The organism is Agrobacterium sp. 22-209-1 (genome assembly GCF_053522485.1).
Window position 1 is genome coordinate 1 of sequence record NZ_JBNWCH010000025.1, and the last position, 851, is coordinate 851.

Sequence of the window (851 nt, forward strand, 5' to 3'; positions counted from 1 at the left end):
CTAGGCCGTCGACTCATAAACTCTGACACCAGATTCTTGCGGCGACGAGTTTGACAGCTGCGAGATAGTTTTCCGGGCGCTTGTCGTAGCGCGTGGCGATACCTCGAAACTGTTTGATCTTGTTGAAGAAACGCTCGACAAGGTTCCGCTGTCTGTAAACCCAGCGCGAGAACGAGAAGGAGCCCTTGCGGGTTGCCTTCGGCGGGATGTTGGCCCAGGCCTTTCGCTCGGCCGCCTTGGCGCGGATTGCGTTGGTGTCATAACCCTTATCGGCAAGCAGGATATCACCTTCGCCGAGGTCGTCTGTCAGCGCATCGGCTTCAGTGCAGTCAGCAATCTGGCCGCCGGTCAGACGGAGCGTGACTGGCCGACCTTCGGCATCGACGAGCGCGTGGATTTTGCTCGTGAGCCCGCCGCGGGAACGTCCCATGCAACCATCGTCTCGATCCCCTTTTTTCCCGTGGCCGCGTGTTGATGAACGCGAACACAGGTCGAGTCGATCATGACGATGTCGCCGTCATAAGCCTCTGAAACGGCTTTAAGAAGACGATCCCAGACACCGGCCTTACGCCAACGGACGAAGCGGTTATAGCAGGTGGTTGGCCGCCCATAACGTTCTGGAACTTCCGACCACGGCGAGCCGGTTCGGAAGCGCCAAAGGATGCCGTTCAGGACCCGTCGGTCATCGACACGAGGAACGCCGCGAGGCTTGTTCGGCAGTAGGGACGAAATGATTGACCACTCGTGGTCGGTGAGTTCGTAGCGGCGGCGTGTCATCATAGCTCCTAATTCGGAAGCCTTGAATCACGCGGAACGCAATGCGCCAAGAGAATTTATGAGTTTACCGCCTA

General features: G+C 58.0%; 1 pseudogene. It reads right to left on the reverse strand.

Annotated features, from left to right (window positions below):
• Positions 1–13: 13 nt before the first annotated feature.
• Positions 14–780 (reverse strand): annotated as a pseudogene (locus ACQZ48_RS23395) (IS5 family transposase).
• Positions 781–851: the final 71 nt, after the last annotated feature.